Source organism: Microbacterium barkeri (assembly GCF_027921765.1).
In the GTDB taxonomy this organism is placed as follows: Bacteria; Actinomycetota; Actinomycetes; order Actinomycetales; family Microbacteriaceae; genus Microbacterium; species Microbacterium barkeri.
Map to the genome: position 1 here is coordinate 60,224 of NZ_BSEJ01000008.1, position 17,285 is coordinate 77,508.

General features: G+C 71.8%; 15 protein-coding genes. 8 read left to right on the top strand and 7 right to left on the bottom strand.

What is annotated here, in order from left to right; all coding sequences use genetic code 11:
* Positions 1–54: 54 nt before the first annotated feature.
* The 5 genes from PKE79_RS09450 to PKE79_RS09470 all read right to left on the bottom strand — a co-directional run bounded on the left by PKE79_RS09450 (position 55) and on the right by PKE79_RS09470 (position 8,897).
* Entirely contained in the window at positions 55–4,863 is a 4,809-nt protein-coding gene (locus PKE79_RS09450; protein WP_271173446.1) for a lamin tail domain-containing metallophosphoesterase family protein, read from the bottom strand.
* A 154-nt stretch (positions 4,864–5,017) separates the two neighbouring features.
* Positions 5,018–5,947, bottom strand: a complete 930-nt coding sequence (locus PKE79_RS09455; protein ID WP_271173447.1) for a 2-hydroxyacid dehydrogenase — start codon at positions 5,945–5,947, stop codon at positions 5,018–5,020.
* Positions 5,948–6,013: 66 nt separating this feature from the next.
* Complete coding sequence (purQ, locus tag PKE79_RS09460) at positions 6,014–6,721, bottom strand: phosphoribosylformylglycinamidine synthase subunit PurQ (protein ID WP_271173448.1); 708 nt, start codon at positions 6,719–6,721, stop codon at positions 6,014–6,016.
* Positions 6,718–6,966, bottom strand: coding sequence for a phosphoribosylformylglycinamidine synthase subunit PurS (gene purS, locus PKE79_RS09465; RefSeq protein ID WP_271173449.1), 249 nt, complete (start codon positions 6,964–6,966; stop codon positions 6,718–6,720). Before purS ends, purQ begins: the two co-directional genes overlap by 4 nt.
* Positions 6,967–7,070: 104 nt before the next feature.
* Positions 7,071–8,897, bottom strand: a complete 1,827-nt coding sequence (locus tag PKE79_RS09470) for a gamma-glutamyltransferase family protein (protein ID WP_271173450.1) — start codon at positions 8,895–8,897, stop codon at positions 7,071–7,073.
* Positions 8,898–9,039: 142 nt separating this feature from the next.
* On the opposite strand from PKE79_RS09470, the gene PKE79_RS09475 reads away from it, so the two are divergent.
* From PKE79_RS09475 to PKE79_RS09505, 7 genes are all read left to right on the top strand, one after another.
* Positions 9,040–10,311, top strand: a complete 1,272-nt coding sequence (locus PKE79_RS09475) for an ABC transporter substrate-binding protein (protein ID WP_271173451.1) — start codon at positions 9,040–9,042, stop codon at positions 10,309–10,311.
* Positions 10,312–10,420: 109 nt separating this feature from the next.
* The gene (locus tag PKE79_RS09480) at positions 10,421–11,455 is read left to right on the top strand and encodes a carbohydrate ABC transporter permease (protein ID WP_271173452.1); all 1,035 of its coding nucleotides are present in this window, start codon (positions 10,421–10,423) and stop codon (positions 11,453–11,455) included.
* On the top strand, positions 11,452–12,339 hold the full coding sequence (locus PKE79_RS09485; protein WP_271173453.1) for a carbohydrate ABC transporter permease: 888 nt from the start codon (positions 11,452–11,454) through the stop codon (positions 12,337–12,339). Before PKE79_RS09480 ends, PKE79_RS09485 begins: the two co-directional genes overlap by 4 nt.
* Before the next feature lie 8 nt (positions 12,340–12,347).
* On the top strand, positions 12,348–13,763 hold the full coding sequence (locus PKE79_RS09490; protein ID WP_271173454.1) for a GH1 family beta-glucosidase: 1,416 nt from the start codon (positions 12,348–12,350) through the stop codon (positions 13,761–13,763).
* 120 nt (positions 13,764–13,883) lie between these two features.
* The gene (locus PKE79_RS09495; RefSeq protein ID WP_271173455.1) at positions 13,884–14,918 is read left to right on the top strand and encodes a LacI family DNA-binding transcriptional regulator; all 1,035 of its coding nucleotides are present in this window, start codon (positions 13,884–13,886) and stop codon (positions 14,916–14,918) included.
* Between the two features lie 38 nt (positions 14,919–14,956).
* A complete protein-coding gene (locus tag PKE79_RS09500) occupies positions 14,957–15,562 on the top strand; it encodes a GNAT family N-acetyltransferase (RefSeq protein WP_271173456.1) in 606 nt (201 codons plus the stop codon).
* Positions 15,563–15,577: 15 nt separating this feature from the next.
* Positions 15,578–15,931 carry a PLD nuclease N-terminal domain-containing protein gene (locus tag PKE79_RS09505; RefSeq protein WP_309299969.1) on the top strand — a complete coding sequence of 118 codons (354 nt, stop codon included), beginning with the start codon at positions 15,578–15,580 and terminating at the stop codon, positions 15,929–15,931.
* A gap of 3 nt (positions 15,932–15,934) precedes the next feature.
* On the opposite strand, the gene PKE79_RS09510 is transcribed toward PKE79_RS09505, so the two are convergent.
* Positions 15,935–16,324 carry a VOC family protein gene (locus tag PKE79_RS09510; RefSeq protein ID WP_271173458.1) on the bottom strand — a complete coding sequence of 130 codons (390 nt, stop codon included), beginning with the start codon at positions 16,322–16,324 and terminating at the stop codon, positions 15,935–15,937.
* Positions 16,321–16,737, bottom strand: a complete 417-nt coding sequence (locus tag PKE79_RS09515) for an MmcQ/YjbR family DNA-binding protein (protein ID WP_271173459.1) — start codon at positions 16,735–16,737, stop codon at positions 16,321–16,323. Before PKE79_RS09515 ends, PKE79_RS09510 begins: the two co-directional genes overlap by 4 nt.
* Before the next feature lie 81 nt (positions 16,738–16,818).
* Here PKE79_RS09515 and PKE79_RS09520 point away from each other — a divergent pair, with 81 nt between their 5' ends.
* The gene (locus PKE79_RS09520; protein ID WP_271173460.1) at positions 16,819–17,244 is read left to right on the top strand and encodes a GNAT family N-acetyltransferase; all 426 of its coding nucleotides are present in this window, start codon (positions 16,819–16,821) and stop codon (positions 17,242–17,244) included.
* The last annotated feature ends 41 nt before the right edge of the window (positions 17,245–17,285 follow it).

Sequence of the window (17,285 nt, forward strand, 5' to 3'; positions counted from 1 at the left end):
GAGACGCCGAAGTGGCCGGATCCATCGGGATCCGGCCGCTTCGGGTGCGCGGTGTCAGCTGCGGCGCGTGCGGGCGCGGGCGACGAGCGCCGTTCCGAGCGCGATGAGCGCGAGCGCGGCGGCCACGAGCGTCGCGGCCATCGTGATGCCGGTCGGCTCGAGCTCCCGCTGCTCGTCCGCGGTCGGCTCCTCGGGTGCGTCCTCGGGTGCCGTGTCCTCGGGGGCAGCCTCGGGCGTCGACTCGGCCGGCGGAACCGGCTGCTCCGACTCCGGGGCCTCCGATTCGGGCGACTGCTCCGGGGCAGGGGCCTGCGGCGCCGGCGTCTCGTCGGGGCGCGGAGCCTCGGGCGCGGGCGACCCCTCGGGCTTCGGCGTCTCCTCGGGCTCGGGGGTGCCCGCGGGCGCCTCCGGCTCGGGCGTCTCCTCGGAGTCCGGTCCGCCCGGGCCCTCGCCGAAGTCCGGCGTCTCCTCCGGCCGGGGCGTCTCGCCCGGCTGCTCGGACCCGGGCGTCTCACCCGGACCGGGCGTCTCACCCGGACCAGGCGTCTCGCCCGGCTCCTCGGTGCCGGGCGTCTCGCCCGGCTCCTCGGTCGCCTCGATGAGGGTGAAGGTGCGCACGGCCGAGACCTCGACGGCGCCGTGCGGGTCGCGCGTCTCCACGAACCAGCCGTGGTCGCCGAGCACCTCGAGCGGCCACTTGACCGCAGCCACGGCGCCGCTCTCGACGCCGGCGAGGGCGTCGATCTCGTTCGCGGTGAGGATCTCCGCCGTGAACCCGGAGGTCGCGAGCGTCTTGTCGCTCGGCGCGATCCCGAGATCCGCGTAGGGCACCTCGAAGTCCTGGTGCAGGTAGGGGTCCTCGGCGGGGCCCAGCAGGCTCGGCTCGTCGGAGTTGTAGCGCTGGAGCGACGGCGAGAACGTGCGCACGGCCATCCGCTGCCCGACGTTGTCGAACTGCAGCAGGCGCAGGAAGCCCTGACCGCCCTCGGGCAGGCCCTGGTAGTCGAACAGCATCGCGTGGACCTTGCGGTCGGCGACGCCGTCGCCGTCGTCGTCGAACTCGTCCACGCGCGTGAACGCGTCGTGGTAGTGCCCCGAGAAGACGAGCCGCACGTTGGGGTTGGTCGCGACGACCTCGTCCATGATCTGCTGCGGCACGGGTCCGAGTCCGCCCGTCGTGAGCATGAACTCGTGCAGGTTGATGATCGCGATGCGCTCGGGGTGCTGCGCGAGCACCTCGTTCATCCAGTCGATCGCGCTCTGCTGGGGGTCCCATCCCATGTAGAGCATGATGAAGTCGATCCCGCCCGCGGTGATGAGGTCGTAGTGACCGCGGTTGTCCTCGAAGCTCTCGCCGTACCAGGGCCGGTCGGCATAGCGCGCCTCGCCGAAGTACCGCGAGAAGTTCGCGTAGTCGCTCACGCCGTGCCCGACGTCGTGGTTGCCCGCGAGCACGCCGTAGGGCAGACCGGCGTCATCGAGCCGCGCGTACTGCGGGGAGGCGTTCAGCCACTGGTACTCCTGGTCGTAGTCGTCCACGACGTCGCCCGTGTGGATGAGGTACTGGATGTTCTGCGCCTCGCGCTGCCCCAGCACGTAGTCGTGGATCGCCGCCTGGTGCTGGGTGAACTCCTCGTTGTAGTACTGCGTGTCCGACTCCCACGCGATCGTGAAGTCGTACTCCGAGCGGGGCGTGTCGTCGGGGTGCGCGGGGGCGACCTGCGACTCGCGCGTCGAGAGGTTCGCGCCGGCGAAGCCCTCGGAGTGCTGCACGAGCGCCGTGATCACGCCGTCGTGCGCGGCGTCGGCCACGGGGATCGAGCCGGTGAGCGTGAACTCCTCGCCCTCCGCGGCCGTGAGGTGACGCGAGATCTCGATCCACGAGGCGCCGTCGGCCGCGAGCGCGTACAGGATGACCTGCGCGTGCGCGTCGGCCGAGCCCGACCAGGTGAGGCGCGCGGTCGCGCCCTCGCCCGCGTCGTCGGGGACGGCGACGTCGAACGTGTAGTACGGCAGCGCGTCGGTCGACGTCACGGGGGCGAGCCCCGTGGTCGTCGGCAGGTCCGCTGCGGCCGCTGCGGCACCGGCGGATGGCTCGGGCTCGGCCGACGGCGCGAGGTCGCGCTCGAGGGCCGACGCGTCGTGCGTCGTGCCGCTCGCCGCGGTCACCTCCTCATCGCCCAGCTCGAAGCGGTGCCCCTCGCGGAACGAGACGTCGAGCGGGTCGCCCGTGGGGTCGGTGACCGTCGCCTGCAGGATGACGTCGCCGGCCTCGACCTCGGCGCCCTCATCGGGGGCGAAGCCGTCGGCGCCCGGCTGCTCCTCGGGCACCGTGAAGGTCGTCGTGGACTCGCCCGCGTTGCCGACAAGGTCGGTCGCCGTGACGGCGAGCACGTGCTCCCCGGCTGCGAGCTCGACGGAGGAGGTCCGCGTGCCGAGCTCGACCGGCTCGCCGTCGAGGGTCGCGACGACCTCCGCAACGCCCGAGCCCGCGCCATCCGACACCTCGGCGTCCAGGACGATCTCGCCCTGGTACACGCGCCCGTCCTCGATCGCGGGTGCGATCTCGGGGGCCGTGTTGTCGACCGTGACCTGCGCGGTCGCGGCGTGCGTGCCGTCGGTCGCGCTCACCTCATGGGCGCCGTCGGCGGTCGCCGTCGTGTCCCAGTCGTGTGCGACCGCCGTGAACGCGTCGTCGGGGATCGCGAAGACCGACGCGAACATGTCGTTCTTGCCCGCGCTGTCGCCCATCTGGATGATCCGCGTCGGGTCGTCGTAGCCCTCGGGGCGCAGCGTGCGCCCATCCGGCAGGACGAGCCGCATGCCCGAGATGACGAAGTCGTCGTTGTTCTCGAACTCGTCGATCCACGGGCCCGCCTTCGTGCCCGCCCAGATGTCGACCGAGAGCGGCGCACCCTGCGCGATGTGCTCGAGCGGCACGGGGACGGCGATCGTCTCGGTGCGCTCGTACGTGCCCTCGTCGAAGATGTGCAGGATCTCCTCGCCGATCCGCACGCCGTTGCGGAAGTAGAAGTCGGTCTGCGACGTCTCGAACACGAACTGCGGCTCGTGCTCGAGCGACGCGCGCGTCGGCACCGACGTGCCGTCGATCGCGAGGTCGAGCGCGGGCGGGAAGTCCTCTCCCGCCGCCGACACGGTCGTCGTGCCGCCCACGAACTGCCCGTCCGACACATTGAGGCGGACGGGATCGGTCGACGCGCCCGCGACCGGAACGCGTCGCGTCTCCGTGCGGATCTCGTTGACGCCGTCGGTCGCGACGACGGTGTACTCGTACCAGCTCTTGCCCATGAGGTCGGCGGCGCCGACGGTGTGCCGGTAGGTCGCCTCGTCGTCTGCGGCGTGGACGAGGTTGACGACGCGCGACTCCGGGTCGACGTCGTTGCGGATCTCGAGCGAGACCGTGCGCACGCGCACGTCGTCGGTCACGGAGAGATCGACCAGGAAGCCGGCGGCCGGGTCGATCTCGGCGACGGTGCGGTCGGCGAGAGACGGCGCGACCGCGTCGTCGGCCACGACCGCGAGGCCGGACGGCACCTGATCGACCTGGACGCGACCCGGCGACGCCGCGCGCGCATCGACGATCGACTGCAGGGCGAGGTCGTCCGAGGCCGTGTAGCGGATGCCGCGATCGGCGTCGACGTCGTCGGCTCCCGCCATGTTGTAGTAGGCGCGGTTGACGCTGAAGCCCGTGTTCGTGCGGATGTCGAGACCGCGCGCCGAGCCGTTGGCCATGCCCGCCGAGGCGATCTCGACGAGGCTCTCGCCGGCGACGAGGTCGGTGCCGAACTTCGCGTTGAAGTCGGCGGCGCCGAGACCCGCGTTGCCGGCGTTCTTGATCCAGAGGACGAGCGTCTCGCCGCCCGGGATCAGGACGTCGCGCGGCGACGACGGCCACAGCGCCTCGTTGGTGTTCGTCTCGTAGTCCTGCGGGTACAGGTAGGTGATCGCGTAGTCCGCGAAGTCGATCGGAGCGCTCGTGGCGTTGTAGACCTCGATGAACTCGTAGCCGTCGGCGCCGCCGACGTTCTCAGAGTCGGGGAGCACCTCCGTGATCTGCAGCGGCGCGGTGACGACCGACGGGTCCGGCTCGAGCACGCCGATGTCGGCCGGATCGCCCGGCGTCGGCTCAGGCGTCGCGGTCGGCTCGGGGGTCTCGGTGGGCTCGGGCTCGGGCGTCGTCGGCGTGAGCTGCGCGGGCGAGACCGCGCCGGGGGTCATCGCCGTGCGGGTCGCCACGACCGGGGCGGGCTCGCCCACGGCGGATGGCACCGAGAAGTCGACGCCGAGATCGGTCGCCATCGAATCGGTCGGGTAGAACGACCAGGTGAGGATGCCGTGGGCGTCGCTCACGCGGATGCCGCGCCCGCCGCCGTTGGCCATCCCCGGCTGTCCGGTCACGCGGAGCACCTGCGTGCCCTCGGGCGTGCCGGTGGCCGCGCGGAACTCGTCCGCCGTGCGCGCGAAGGAGTCGAGCGTGCCGTCGCTGTTCGCGTAGCTCACCCACAGCACGACCGACCCGCCGGGGGCGATCGTCGCGTCGCCGTCCACCGTGAGCGCGACGTCGCGCGCCGTGTCGGCCGAGTCGACGTAGGTGTACGCGAAGGAGAGGCTCGAGAGCGGCACGGGCGCATCGGTCGGGTTGGTGACCTCGATGTACTCGAACTCGTCGGCTCCCGCGGGATTCGCGAGGATCTCCGACACGAACACGGGCGGCGTGGCACCTCCTTCCGCCGCGGTCGCCGAGACGGGGACGAGGGCAGCGCAGCCCGCGAGGATCACGGCGGTCGTCGCGAAGGCGAGCGACCGCGTGAGCCCCGGGCGCGCCGAACGATGTTCGGGCATGAGGGTGCTTCCGGGAGAGATGCGGGAGAGGGGCCGTCGAGACGGCGATGACCCGCACGCTAGCGATCCCGGTCAACCGCGCGGTGACGCCCGCTGTCCGAACGGTGAACGACAGGTGTCGAAAGAGGGGCCGCACCGAGGGGCGCGTCCGCGATCAGGTCCGGATGACGACGTTCTCGGGCTCCTCGCCCCGCGCCATCCGCTCGGCCTGCCGCGCGATCAGGCGCGCGATCCGCGGGCGCATCGCGCCGCTGTTGCCGCCGACATGCGGGGAGATGAAGACGCCGTCGAGCGACCAGAGCGGATGGCCCTCCGGCAGGGGCTCGGGATCGAACACGTCGCTCGCCACGCGGATACGCCCGCGGCGAACGTGCTCGACGAGCGCGTCGGTGTCGACGGTCGGCCCGCGGCCGACGTTCACGAGGAGCGCGTGCTCGGGGAGTCGCCCGAGGACAGCGGCGTCGATGAGGTGGCGCGTCTCCTCTCCGCCCGGGAGCGCGTTGACGAGGATCTCCGCGCCGGGAAGCAGCTCGTCGAGCTCGTCGAGCGCGTGGACGTGCAGCCCGTCCTCGTCGCGCGCGCGGGAGGCGACCGGCACGAGGTCGACCTCGAAGGCCGCGAGGCGACGCGCGATCGCCTTGCCGACGCCGCCGAAGCCGAGCAGCACGACCCGCCGGTCGGCGAGCCCGGGCATCCGGAAGCTGTGCCATTCGCCGCGCTCCTGGCTGTGCACCATCCGGTCGAGACCGCGCTGCGCGAGGATCATGAGCCCGACCGCGAGCTCGGCGGTCGCGGTCTCGTGGACGCTCGCCGCGTTCGCGTAGACGATCCCCGGAGGCAGGCGCTCCTCGACGCCGTCGAAGCCGATGGCCTGCGCCTGCACGAGACGGCACTCGAGCTCGGGCAGTCGCGCGAGCATTCGACCCTGGCGCATGTACGGCGGCACGACGATGTCGATGCGGTCGCGCGGCGGCGCATCCTGCCCGTCCCACAGGACGACGTCGATGTCGAGCGCGGGGTCGAGCAGCGCCGTCACGTCGGCGACGAGCTCGTCGGTGGGAACGGAGAGCGTCAGTGCAGTCACGCTTCGAGGCTACCGGCGCGGGCACGCCGAAGCCCCGGGGAGTGCCCCGGGGCTTCGGACGGCGCGCTACGCGGTCTGCGCGACGACGGCCGCGATGGCCGACTCGAAGAACCGCAGCCCGTCGATGCCCGAGCGCATGGCGGCGGGGGTGCCGGGGCCGAAGCCGGGCTCCACGGCGTGCTCGGGGTGGGGCATGAGGCCCACGACGTTGCCGCGCTCGTTCGTGAGGCCGGCGATGTCGTCGAGCGAGCCGTTGGGGTTCACACCGAGGTAGCGGAACGCGACCTGGCCCTCGCCCTCGATGCGCTTGAGCGTCTCGTCGTCGGCGATGTAGCCGCCGTCGGCGTTCTTGAGCGGGATGACGATCTCCTCGCCCTGCTCGAACGCGTTCGTCCAGGCGGTCGACGCGTTCTCGACGCGGAGGCGCTGGTCGCGGCGGATGAACTGCTGGTGCGCGTTGCGGATGAGGCCGCCGGGAAGGAGGTGCGCCTCGACGAGCATCTGGAAGCCGTTGCAGATGCCGAGCACCGGCATGCCCTTCGCCGCGGCGTCCGCGACCTCGGCCATGATCGGCGCATGCGCGGCGATGGCGCCCGCGCGCAGGTAGTCGCCGTACGAGAACCCGCCGGGGAGGATGACGGCGTCGACGCCCTCGAGATCGTGCGAGCCGTGCCAGAGCGCGACCGGCTCGGCGCCCGCGATCCGCACCGCGCGCTGGGCGTCGCGGTCGTCGAGGGATCCGGGGAAGGTGATGACCCCGATGCGGGCGGTCACTCGACCACCTCGATGTTCACGACGTCCTCGATGACGGCGTTCGAGAGGATCTCGTCGGCGACCGTCCTGGCCTCGGCGAGCACCTCGTCGGTGACCTCGCCCTCGACCGTGAGCTCGATGCGCTTGCCGATGCGGACGTTCTGGAAGGCGCCGTGGCCCAGGCGGGCGAGCGACCCGGTGACGGCCTTGCCCTGCGGGTCCAGCAGCTCGGCCTTGGGCATGACGTCGACGACGATGGTGGGCATGAGATGAGCTCCGGATGTCGCGGGCGGGGAATCGGGACCATTCTAGTCGCCGCGACCCGCGCCATCCGCCGCGCTGCCGTGGGCCGCTGGTCGCGGTGCTCCGCTCAGCGACCGACGGCGTAGCCCTGGGCGCCGCGCGGGTTCGCCGCGGCGCCGAGCAGCCCGGTCCGCGGGTCGCGCGTGACCGCGGAGAGGCGCCCGAGGGCCCATGCGCCGGCGCGGGTCACGGCGTGGCCGCGGCGCTCAAGGCCCGCGATGACGTCGTCGCCGAGTCGGTCCTCGACGACTGCGCCGCCGGGCGTGCCCGTCCGCGGCCAGAACGAGCCGGGGAAGGCCGTCGTGTGGAAGGCCGGCGCGTCGATCGCCTGCTGCGGCGACCATCCGCCCACGAGCACCCGGAGCAGGAAGAGCAGCTGCCACTGATCCTGCTGATCGCCCCCGGGGGAGCCGAGCGCCATGACCGGCTCGTCTCCCTCGAGCACGAGGGTCGGTGTGAGCGTCGTGCGCGGTCGCGCGCCGGGGCGGAGCGCCGACGGCGACGTCTCATCGAGCCAGGTCATCTGCAGGCGCGTGCCGAGGCAGAAACCGAGGCCGGGAAGGGCCGGCGACGACTGCAGCCAGCCGCCCGACGGCGTCGCCGAGATGATGTTGCCCCACCGGTCGACGACGTCGACGTGGCACGTGTCGCCGCGGGCGACCCCGCGGGCGTCGGTCTCGAGTCCGCTCTCGGAGGGACGGGCTCCCGGGACGGTCGGCTCGCCGACCCCCGCTGCGAGCTCGGCCGCGTCGCGGTGAAGCGGGCGGATGGTCGGCGCCGGGCGGCCGGGCAGGCGTCCGGGGCGCGGGGCGAGCGCCGCCCGATCGCCGATCAGGGCCCGCCGTTCCGCGGCATATGCGTCGGAGAGCATGTACGCGAGGTCGTCCGAGGAGAGCTGCTCGCCGTACCAGGCCTCGCGGTCGGCGAAGGCGAGCCCCAGCGCCTCGAGGATCGTGTGCGCTCCGAGCTCGGTCGACGGGTCGAGTCGGTCGTCGTCGAACCCCTCGAGGATCTTCAGGGCCTGCAGCAGGACGGGGCCCTGCCCCCATGGCCCGGTCTTCGCGATGGTCCGCCCGCGGAACGTCGCGGTCGTCGGATGCTCCCAGCTCGCCGAGAACGCCTCGACATCCGCGCGAGAGAGCACGCCGGCGTGATCGCGGCCGTCGGAGTGGCGGTGCGGTGTGCGAGCGAGCTCCTCCGCGGCGCGGCCGAGGATCTCGCGCCACCGCACCCGCGCGGCGTCGATCCGCGCGACGCGGGTCCCCGCGACGGCCGCGGCGTGGGTCGCGACCTCCTCGAGCACCGCCGCGTACTCGGGGTTCGTCACGATCTCGCCCGGGCGCGGGATGCGGCCGCCGGGCATCCACCGCTCCGCCGAGGTCGGCCAGTGGTCCCGGAAGAGCGCCGACACGCCCTCGATCGTCGTCACCACGTTGCGGAGGACGGGATGGCCCTCCCTGGCGTACCCGATCGCGTAGGCGAGAGCATCCGCCGGCTCCCATGTGCCGTGGTCGCGCAGGAGGAGGAGCCACGCGTCGACGGCACCCGGGACCGCCGCCGCGAGCGCGCCCGCGCCCGGGACGAGGTCGAGGCCCTCCGACCGGAAGTGCGCGACCGAGGCGGCCGCGGGCGCCGGGCCCTGGCCGACGAGCACGCGGGGAGGGGCGCCGGCAGGTCGGATGATCGCAGTCAGGTCGCCGCCGGGCCCGTTGAGGTGCGGCTCGACGACGTGGAGCGTGAAGGCCGCGGCGACCGCGGCGTCGAAGGCGTTGCCGCCGCGCTCGAGCACCGACTGGGCGACGCCGGTGGCAGTCCAGTGCGTCGAGGCGGCCATCCCGAACGTGCCGGTCAGGTCCGGTCGCGTCGTGAACGCAGCAGGTGTCGAGAACGCCATGTCCTCCACCCTCGCATCGAAATTTCGACCAGCGCCGTCGAAATATCGACTTGACGGATGTGAGAGCGCTCCCATATAGTCCGTGAGCATGTCGTGGGAGCGCTCTCATGACAGGTCCCACACCCACCACAAAGGAGTGACAGTGAACACTCGTGCCTTCCGCCGCGGAGCCGCCGCGGTCAGCGCCCTCGCCATCGGCGGTCTCGCCCTCGCGGGCTGCTCCGGCTCGTCGCAGGGCGCCGACGCCGCCGATCCCGACGCTCCCGTCGAGATCTCGATCTCGACCTTCAACGACTTCGGCTACACCGACGAGCTCCTCCAGGAGTACATGGACGAGCACCCGAACGTCACGATCGTCCACAACAAGGCGGCGACGTCGAACGACGCCCGCGCCAACTTCTTCCAGAAGCTCGGGAACACGGGCCTCGCCGACATCGAGGCGGTCGAGGTCGACTGGTTCGCCGAGATGATGGAGTACGCCGACCTCCTCGCGCCGGTGCCCGAGGACCTCAAGGGTCGCTGGCTCGACTGGAAGGAGGCCGCGGCGACCGACGCCGACGGCAACCTCGTCGCGTACGGCACCGACATCGGCCCGCAGGCGGTCTGCTACCGGTCCGACCTCTTCGAGGCAGCGGGCCTGCCGACCGATCGGGCCGAGGTAGCGGGCCTGTTCACGACCTGGGACGACTTCTTCGCCGTGGGCCAGGAATACGTCGACAAGACGGGCAAGCCGTTCATCGACTCCGCGAACTCGGTGCTGCAGGGCCTCATGAACCAGATCGAGGTCACCTACGAGGAGGCCGACGGCACCGTCGTCGCCACCGAGAACCCCGACGTCCAGGAGGCGTACGAGACGGTCGTCGAGAAGGCCGTGCCGATCTCGGCCTACGCGGGCCAGTGGAGCGAGGACTGGTACGCGTCGATGGCCAACGGCGAGTTCGCCGCGATGCTCTGCCCGGGCTGGATGCACGGCATCATCTCGGGTGAGGCGCCCGACATCGAGGGCTGGGACATCGCCGACGTCTTCCCGGGCGGCGGCGGCAACTGGGGCGGTTCGTACCTCGTGATCCCGGCGAACGGCGAGAACGTCGCGGCCGCGCAGGAGCTGGCCGACTGGCTGACGTCGCCCGAGACGCAGGTCAAGGCGTTCGTGAACGCCGGCACGTTCCCGAGCCAGCCCGAGGCCTACGAGGACGCCGAACTCACCGGCTTCTCGAACCCGTACTTCAACGACGCGCCGACCGGCGAGATCGGCATCGCTCGCGCCGAGGCCGTCGAGGTCTCGCCCGTGAAGGGGCCGAAGTACTTCCAGTTCCACGACGCGCTGCAGAACGCGGTCACCCGTGTGTTCGACGGCATCGAGGACGCCGACACGAGCTGGGACACGTGGGTCGAGGAGGTCTCGGCGTTCTGACGCCCCTCCGTCTCCCCGACGCGGGCGGCCGGCCCCGGCCATCCGCCCGCGTCGGGGGCAGGCGACCGCCAGCCCCGACCATCCGCCCGCTCCTTCCGAGGGAACCTCCGTGACCGTCACCGCCACTCGCCCGACGCGCGCCGACGCGCCGCCGCCGGATCGGCCCATCCGCGTGCTGTCCTTCTCCCAGCGCCTCAGCCGCTGGGACCTCAAGCTCTCGCCGTACCTCTACATCTCGCCGTTCTTCGTGCTGTTCGCGATCGTCGGCCTCTTCCCGATCATCTACACGGGCGTCATCTCGTTCATGGACTGGGACCAGGTGCGCCGATCGGGCGAGTTCATCGGCTTCGACCAGTACGCGTGGATCCTCACGCAGCCGAAGTTCTGGACGGCGCTCGGCAACACCTTCAGCATCTTCCTGCTCTCGAGCGTGCCGCAGCTCATCCTCGCGATGTTCATCGCGGCGATGCTCGACCGACACATCCGCGCGCGGACGTTCTGGCGGATGAGCGCCCTCCTGCCCTATGTCGTCGCACCCGTCGCGGTGGGCCTCATCTTCAACGCGCTCTTCGCGGACAGGTCCGGAGCGATCAACGGCTTCCTGTCGCTCGTGGGGATCGGTGCGATCCCGTGGCACGTCGAGCCGTTCTGGAGCCACGTCGCGATCGCCACGATGGTGAACTACCGCTGGACGGGGTACAACGCGCTCATCCTGCTCGCGGCGATGCAGGCCATCCCGCGCGACTACTACGAGGCGGCGACGGTTGACGGGGCGAACGCGTTCCGACAGTTCTGGAGCATCACGCTCCCGTCGCTCAAGCCGACGCTCATCTTCGTGATCATCACCTCGACGATCGGCGGCCTGCAGATCTTCGACGAGCCGCGGATGTTCGACCAGTTCGGGCGCGGAGGCTCGGCCCAGCAGTGGCTCACGATCACGCTGTACCTGTACGACATCGGGTGGGGCGAGTGGAACTTCGGGCGCGCAGCCGCGATGGCCTGGATCCTCTTCCTCATCATCCTGGCCATCGGCCTCATCAACCTGCTCATCACCCGGTCGCTCGTGCGCGACGAGGGGACTCGCGGGCGGCAGCTGTCGCGACGCGAGCGTCGAGCCCTGAAGCGAGCGGAGGCCCGCCGATGACCGCCACGTCCGCACTCGTCCTCAAGGAGGCACCGCGCCGGTCCCGTACGGTGCGCATCCGCGGCGCCCGGCCGGGCTTCTGGGTCTACGCCGGACTCGCCGTGGTCCTCGTCGCGAGCCTCTTCCCGCTGTACTTCTCGTTCCTCATCGGATCGGGCGACTCCACGACGCTCCGCGACCCCGCGCGGTCGTGGATTCCCGGAGGCAACTTCATCGCCAACGCGCTGAGCGTGATGAACGATCCCGCCGTGAACTTCTGGCTCGCGCTGTGGAACTCGCTCTGGAGCTCGACGGTCATCGCCGTGAGCGTCGTCGTGTTCTCGACGCTCGCCGGATGGGCGTTCGCGAAGCTGCGCTTCCGCGGCGGCAAGGTGCTCCTGTCGTTCGTCGTCGCGACGATGGCGGTGCCGCAGCAGCTGGGCGTCGTGCCGCTCTACATCCTCTTCAGCGAGATCGGATGGACGGGGCAGATCGGCGCGATCGTCGTGCCCGCTCTGACGAGCGCGTTCGGCGTGTTCTGGATGACGCAGTACCTCCAGCAGGCGGTGCCCGACGAGCTCATCGAGGCTGCTCGGATGGACGGCGCGTCGATGATCCGCACCTTCTGGACGGTCGGGGTGACGGCCGCGCGGCCCGCCGCCGCGATGCTGTTCCTCTTCACGTTCGTCACGGCGTGGAACAACTTCTTCTGGCCGTTCATCGTGCTCGACCGGCAGAACCCGACGCTGCCCGTGGCGCTCTCCCTGCTGCAGTCGAACTACTTCGTCGACTACTCGATCGTGCTCGCGGGGGTCGTGCTGGCGACGCTTCCGCTGCTGCTGCTGTTCGCGGTGGCCGGCAAGCAGCTCGTCAGCGGCATCATGGCCGGCGCGGTGAAGGGATGATGTCCTTCATGACCCGAACCTTTCCGGACCACTTCCTCTTCGGCGCGGCCACGGCGGCCTATCAGATCGAGGGCGCGGCGTTCGAGGACGGACGCACCGCATCGATCTGGGACGCGTTCGCACGCGTGCCGGGAGCCGTGATCGACGCCGACAACGGCGACGTCGCGTGCGACCACTACCACCGCTACCGCGATGACGTCGCGCTCATGAAGGACCTGGGCCTGCAGGCCTACCGGTTCTCGACGTCGTGGTCGCGCGTGCGCCCCGACGGCGGGGCGCCCAACGCCCGCGGCATCGACTTCTACAGCCGCCTCGTCGACGAGCTGCTCGAGGCCGGCATCCTGCCGTGGCTCACGCTCTACCACTGGGACATGCCGCAGGCGCTCGAGGAGAAGGGCGGATGGACCGCCCGCGACACCGTCGACCGCTTCGTCGAGTACGCGATCACGATGCACGAGGCGCTCGGCGACCGGGTCACGCACTGGACGACCTTCAACGAGCCGTGGTGCTCGTCGTTCCTGTCGTACACGGCCGGCGCTCACGCCCCCGGCCGGCAGAGCGTCCGCGACGGCCTGCTCGCGTCGCACCACCTCCTGCTCTCGCACGGGCGCGCCGTGCAGCAGCTGCGGGATCGCGGTGCGCAGGAGCTCGGCATCACGCTCAACCTCACGAACGCCGAGCCGGTGGACCCCTCGGATCCGGCCGACCTCGACGCCGCGCGGCGCATCGACGGCCAGTTCAACCGGTGGTTCCTCGAGCCCGTCTTCCACGCGACGTATCCCGGCGACATCGTCGAGGACATCCGCGCGGTCGACGCGGCCGCGGTCGACGAGTTCCAGGCGGCCGTGCGCGACGGCGACCTGGCGACGATCTCGACGCCCCTCGAGTTCCTCGGGGTGAACTACTACCACGGGGAGTACGTGTCGGGGCGGCCGTCGTCGACGCCCGTTCCGGGCGGCGACGCACCCACCGATCGGCACATCGAGCCCGCCTTCCCGTCGCACGAGGGGATCCACTGGCACGAGCGCGGGTACGAGCGGACGAACATGGGCTGGGAGATCGACCCGGCCGGGCTCACGCGGCTCCTGCAGCGCGTCTCGGACGAGTACGCGAGCGCGGCCGGCGTGCCCCTCTACGTCACCGAGAACGGCGCGGCGGGCGACGACGCCATCGCGGATGGCCGCATCGACGACGCGCAGCGCGTCGCGTTCGTGCGCGACCACGTCGAGGCGGGGGGCGCGGCGCTCGACGAGGGCGTGGATGTGCGCGGCTACTTCTACTGGTCGCTCATGGACAACTACGAGTGGGCGTGGGGCTACGCGAAGCGCTTCGGCATCGTGCACGTCGACTACGAGACGCAGCAGCGCACGGTGAAGGCATCCGGCCGCGCCTACGCGCGCATCATCGCCGATCGCGCGGTCTGACCCGCGCAGGGAGGCGCCGTGCTGCGGAGCGCGGCGCCTCCCGCGGGGTGCCCGGATGGCGGGGGTGCGCGGCGGGGCCCGGTCGCGAGAAGATGTCCTGAAGACAGAAGGAGCCTCCCGATGAGCGCGGATGCCGACGCGGGGCGCGTCCCGGCGACGCTGGAGCAGGTCGCCGCGCGCGCGGGGGTGTCGCGCTCGACCGTCTCGCGCGTCGTCAACGGCGGGGAGCGGGTGAGCCCCGAGGCGCTGGAGGCCGTGCGCCGCGCGATCGCCGAGCTCAACTACGTGCCGAATCGCGCAGCGCGCTCGCTCGCGAGCCGGCTGACGCATGTCATCGCGCTCGTCGTGCCCGAGGACACGACCCGCTTCTTCGGCGACCCGTTCTTCGCGGCGATCGTCACCGGGATCAGCAACCGCCTGTCGCGGTCGGATCACATGCTGAACCTCATCATCGCCTCGGACGACCCGGGCGACAAGGCGACGACGTTCCTCGCGGGCGGCAACGTCGACGGCGCGCTCGTGGTCTCGCACCACACGAGCGACACGTACATCGACCGGATCTCGGCCTCGGTTCCCGTCGTGTTCGGCGGGCGCCCCGCGCGCGAGCGCGTCGACGACTACTTCGTCGACGTCGACAACGTCGCGGGCGGCCGCGTGGCGACCGAGTACCTGCTGAGCCGAGGGCACCGCCGCATCGGCACGATCACCGGCCCGCCCGACATGCCGGCCGGCGTGGACCGGCTCACGGGCTTCCGCGACGCGCTCGCGGAGGCCGGGATCGAGGCGGGGCCGGTCGTCGACGGCGACTTCACCTCGGTCGGCGGCGCGGCCGCGATGCGCCGCATCATCGAGAGCGTCGACCGGGGCGAGGCCGAGTGGCCCGACGCCCTCTTCGTCGCGAGCGACCTCATGGCGCGCGGCGCGCTCGAGGTGCTCGCCACGGCGGGCAGGCGCGTCCCCGACGACATCGCGATCATCGGGTTCGACGACTCGCCCGTCGCGACGAGCGTCGCCCCCGCGCTCACGACCATCCGCCAGCCGTCGCTCGAGCAGGGCGAGGCGATGGCCGACATCCTCCTGGCGCGGCTCGCCGGGCAATCGCCGCCGCGCGTGACCATCCTGCCCGCCGACCTCGTCGTGCGCGACAGCGCGTAGGGCTGTCGGATGTCGGCGGTGCGCGGGATGCTGTCGACATGGACATCGAGGTGCGCCCCGCGACCGTCTTCGACGACGTCAAGGTGCTGCTGGGCCCGAAGCGCCCCGATGCGAGCGTGTGCTGGTGCCTGAGCCACCGCCTGCCCTCGAAGGTCAACAGCGCGCTGCACGGCCCCGAGCGCGGTGCCTTCGTGGCCGAGATGTGCGCATCCGACCTGCCGCCAGGCGTCGTCGCGTATGACGACGGCGAACCGGTCGGATGGGCGGGGGTCGCTCCCCGTGCGCACACGCAGTTCGCGCGGAGCACGAGGATCCCGCACGTCGAGGGCCCCGAGCCGTGGTCCATCTGGTGCCTGAGGGTGCGCCCTGGGCACCGCGGCCGCGGCATCCTGCCGCCGCTGCTCGACGGCGCCGTGGCGTTCGCGATCGAACGCGGCGCCGCGGCGATCGAGGGGTATCCCGTCGACAACGGCGACCGGAAGGTCGATCTGACGATGGCCTTCGTCGGCTTCCGGTCGCTGTTCGAGCGGGCCGGCTTCCGCAAGGTCGCCGACACCGACTCCGTGTCGGGCGGCATCCCGCGCGTGCTCATGCGGCTCGAGGTCGCCGGCTCGCGCTCGACGGCGGCGGAGGGCGGTCGCTAGCGTGAGAGCGTGCCGATGCTCTTCTCGCTCCTCGTCCTGGCCTTCTCGGTCGTCACGCTGATCGACATCATCACGCGCGAAGAGGGGCAGGTGAAGCACCTCCCGAAGTTCGGATGGGTGATCATCGCGATCCTCATCCCCCTGCTCGGCGGCGCCCTGTGGTGGGCGATCGGCCGCGAGTACCCCGAGCGCGTCGCGCGCCCCGCGCTCTTCACGCGACCCGCGGCCGAGCAGCCTCAGGCCGCGCCCGCGCGCCCCGTGGACACGCGCACGACGGAGCAGCAGCTCGCCGACCTCGAGCGCGAGGCCGAGGAGGAGCGGTTGCGCGCCGAGATCCTCCGCCGCAAGCGCGAGCGCGGCGAGGCCTGAGCCTCACGCGGTCGCGACGATCTCGGCCTTAAAGCCGCCCGGCCCCTCGATCCAGCCGGCGTAGTGGTCGGGGCCGCCCGCGTGCGGATACCGCTCCGAGTACAGGGGCGCCCACCGGTGCGCGGGCGCGGCCGCGATCACGGCGTCGACCTCCTCCTTCGTGCCGCCCTCGAAGGCGAGATGGTTGAGCCCGGGGCGACGTCGGTCGTGGAGGTGCCCCACGAGGTTGGGCGACTCGGTGAAGGTCAGGTAGGCGCCGTCGGACACGAAGGTGAAGCCGCCGTCCCACGCGGCGTCCAGCAGCCATCCGAGCCGCTCGAGCAGCCAGGTCCACTCCTCGCGCGCGTCGGCGGCGTCGGCGACCCAGATCTCGACGTGGTGCAGCCCGCTCATCGCTCCATCATGCCGTTCTCCTCGAGCCAGTCCCGCGCGATCCGCTTCGGCACGCGGAGCAGCCACGACTCGACGACGAGCTCGCGCAGCAGGTCGACGGGCGTCTCCGGGAGGCGCAGGAGCACCGCGGGATAGCCGTCGAAGTGCGGGATCGTGAAGGCGGCCCGCGGGTTCGCGGCGAGCACCTCGCGCTTGCCCTCCTCGCCGTCGACGCGGACCCCGAGCACCGCGTCGCCCGGCTCGTCGCCCTGCGCGCGCATCCACTCGAGGTCGCGCCCCCACACCGGTCGCGACCACGCGAACATCGTGCCGCCGATGATCCGCCAGCTCGGGCCCATGTGCCATCCGCCCTCGCGCTCCTCCGTGCGGGGGAGGGCGAGGGCGATCGTCCGCACATCGTCGAACGTGGACATGACACCAGTGTGGCCCCGATCGGGCCACCGGTGTGCGATCGGACCGGGAACCCGCTGCGGACGCCTTGCCAGACTGGGACGATGGACGACGCGCTGTACGAGTTCTCCGCCGACGCTGCCCGGATCGACGCGGCCTGGGCGCACGAGATGCTGAGCACCCACGCGTACTGGGCCGTCGGCCGCACGCGCGCACAGCAGGACGCGGCGAACGCGGGCTCACGCTGCTTCGGGGTCTACCGACGGGCCCGAGGCCGCCAGGTGGCGTTCGCGCGCCTCGTCACGGACGGGGTGACCTTCGGATGGCTCGCCGATGTGATCGTCGACCCGGCCGTGCGGGGCGAGGGCATCGGGAAGGGCCTCGTCGAGGGCATCGCGGCGGAGGCCGACGCCCTCGGCCTCAGACGGACGCTGCTCTTCACGAAGGACGCGCACGCGCTCTACGCCCGCAGCGGCTGGGAGCCCGTCGCACCGCCCGAGAGCTGGATGGTGCGCTGGCGGCACGAGTGAGCGTCACGCCGTGCCCGCGCGCCGTCGACCCCCCCACGCAC

Bases quoted from the DNA above. Each gene is read 5' to 3' on its own strand.
- PKE79_RS09490 (WP_271173454.1), top strand. From the start codon at position 12,348: ATGACCCGAACCTTTCCGGACCACTTCCTCTTCGGCGCGGCCACGGCG.
- PKE79_RS09505 (WP_309299969.1), top strand. From the start codon at position 15,578: ATGCTCTTCTCGCTCCTCGTCCTGGCCTTCTCGGTCGTCACGCTGATC.
- PKE79_RS09485 (WP_271173453.1), top strand. From the start codon at position 11,452: ATGACCGCCACGTCCGCACTCGTCCTCAAGGAGGCACCGCGCCGGTCC.
- PKE79_RS09470 (WP_271173450.1), bottom strand. From the start codon at position 8,897: ATGGCGTTCTCGACACCTGCTGCGTTCACGACGCGACCGGACCTGACC.
- purS (WP_271173449.1), bottom strand. From the start codon at position 6,966: ATGCCCACCATCGTCGTCGACGTCATGCCCAAGGCCGAGCTGCTGGAC.
- PKE79_RS09520 (WP_271173460.1), top strand. From the start codon at position 16,819: ATGGACGACGCGCTGTACGAGTTCTCCGCCGACGCTGCCCGGATCGAC.
- PKE79_RS09450 (WP_271173446.1), bottom strand. From the start codon at position 4,863: ATGCCCGAACATCGTTCGGCGCGCCCGGGGCTCACGCGGTCGCTCGCC.
- PKE79_RS09510 (WP_271173458.1), bottom strand. From the start codon at position 16,324: ATGAGCGGGCTGCACCACGTCGAGATCTGGGTCGCCGACGCCGCCGAC.
- PKE79_RS09495 (WP_271173455.1), top strand. From the start codon at position 13,884: ATGAGCGCGGATGCCGACGCGGGGCGCGTCCCGGCGACGCTGGAGCAG.
- PKE79_RS09515 (WP_271173459.1), bottom strand. From the start codon at position 16,737: ATGTCCACGTTCGACGATGTGCGGACGATCGCCCTCGCCCTCCCCCGC.
- PKE79_RS09500 (WP_271173456.1), top strand. From the start codon at position 14,957: ATGGACATCGAGGTGCGCCCCGCGACCGTCTTCGACGACGTCAAGGTG.